The 2,015-nt window shown below is 63.7% G+C and carries 1 protein-coding gene and 1 pseudogene; both read right to left on the bottom strand.

What is annotated here, in order from left to right; all coding sequences use genetic code 11:
• Window positions 1-603: pseudogene (locus JCM12296_RS37570) on the bottom strand (RnfABCDGE type electron transport complex subunit D); the annotation flags it as partial.
• Window positions 604-741: 138 nt separating this feature from the next.
• The coding region (rsxC, locus tag JCM12296_RS34375) for an electron transport complex subunit RsxC (RefSeq protein WP_054702621.1) at window positions 742-2,015 on the bottom strand (1,274 nt) is incomplete at its 5' end.

Raw genomic sequence — 2,015 nt, 5'->3', positions numbered from 1 at the left:
CAGGCCGCCGATGGCCCGCCACGGCCAGGAGCAGGCCCGCCGGAATCTCCCAGGAGGCGGTCCGCCGGATGATCAGGTAGAGACCGCCCAGGATGCAGGCAATCGCGCTGGTCTCGCCCAGGCTGCCATTGGTGGTGCCCCAGAAAAGATTCGCCAGCGGAGCCACCACGCCGTTCATCTTGTAGGCGTTCATGGGCGTGGCCTGGGAAATCGCGTCGATGGCGCTGTGGACGTTCTCATAGCCCGAGGCCGCCATGGCCCCGGCAAAGGAGATCATGACGAAGGCCCGCCCCACCATGGCCGGATTGAAAAGGTTCATGCCCAATCCGCCGAAGATGATCTTGCCGATGCCGATGGCCACGAACGAGGCGATGAAGCGACGTACCACGGTGCCGTGCCGGGCAGGGACATGGTCAGGATCACGGCCGTGACAATCGCCGAGCCATCCTTCAGGGTCTCCTTGCGGCCGCGCATGCCCGAGAAGATGAATTCGGCGAGAAGACAGCCCATCAGGCAGACGATCAGCTGATAAAGGGCGTAGTCGCGGAAGATGTATAAGGACATGCCCACCACCGGGGCCAGGCCGATCAGCACATCCACCATCATCCGGCGGGTGCTGGACGACGTTTGCGCCAGATGGGGTGAGGGGGATACGTGGATGACCGGTGTTGTCGGTCCGCTAGTATCGTTCATATTCACGTCAGTTTCCTGCATTTTCTTTGTTTCTCCGTGCTTCCGTGATCATTTACGACCCATCGCCGCTATGCGTGCCTTGCCCGCCCGGATCAGCTGGACCAGGGGAATGTGGGCCGGACAGGTGTAGGCGCAGCTGCCGCATTCGAAGCAGGCCATGATGTTGTATCGACGGGACAGGGCGACGTCCTGGTACCGGGACGCCATGGCGATTTTAGTGGGTACCAGCCGCATGGGACAGACATCCACGCATTTGCCGCAGCGCACGCAGTGGGTCTCCTCGCTGGCCTTGACCTCGGCGCGGGTCATGACCGTCAGCCCGCTGGTTCCCTTGGTCACCGGGGTGTCGGGGTTGCTGAAGGCAAAACCCATCATGGGGCCGCCGGCCACCAGCCGGGCCGCGTCGGGCTTCAACCCGCCGCAGAAATCGATCAACGCGCCGAAAGAGATGCCGATCGGCGCCAGAACGTTGGACGGCTGGGCGATGCCGCTGCCCGTGACGCTGATCACGCGGTGGGTCAACGGCTTCTTGTGGATCACGGCCCGGGCCACGGCCGCCACGGTCCCCACGTTGCTGACCGCCACGCCCACATCCGACGGCAGACCGCCCAGGGGCACCTGCCGTTTGACGACGGCCTGGATCAGGTGCTTCTCACTGCCCTGGGGGTATTTGGTCTTGAGCACGGCAATCTGAATACCGGTACCGGCAGCCGCTTTGCGCAGCGTCTCCACGGCATCCGGCTTGTTGTCTTCGACACCGATGACGATCCGGTTGGCGCCCACGCCGCGGGCCGCCAAAAGCGCACCGGTGATGATGGGCCCCGGGGCTTCGAGCATCAAACGGTAATCCGAGGTCAGGTAGGGTTCACACTCGCAACCGTTGACGATCAGCGTATGCACCGGCTTTTTGCTGTTGGGCGTGATTTTGACGTGGGTCGGAAAGGCCGCCCCGCCCAAGCCTACCAGCCCGGCCGCGTTGATGTCGCGGCTGATCTCCTCCGGGTCGTAGGCCTCCAGCCCCGTCGTGGGCCAGTCCCCGCCGAAAATCTCATCCCACAGATCCTGCCCGCTGGGGATCTCCCCCTCGAACTTGATGGGAATGGTGTCCATGTGCCGGCCGTTGGCCAGGGTGAACCGCATGGGGCGCTGGATGATGCCGGGGATCGAGGCGTGCAGGCTGGTCGATACAAAGCCCTTGCCCTTGCCGATCAATTCGCCCCAGGCAACATTCTTGCGCGGTTTGACCAGGGACTCACAGGGGGCCCCGATGTTCTGATGCAGGGAAAGCACGACCATGTCCGGCGTGGGCATGATCCGAATGG

It is taken from the genome of Desulfosarcina cetonica JCM 12296, from assembly GCF_001311845.1.
Taxonomy (GTDB): domain Bacteria; phylum Desulfobacterota; class Desulfobacteria; order Desulfobacterales; family Desulfosarcinaceae; genus Desulfosarcina; species Desulfosarcina cetonica.
Note: the sequence above shows the minus strand (reverse complement) of the source record. Positions and strands in the feature narration are given on the sequence as shown.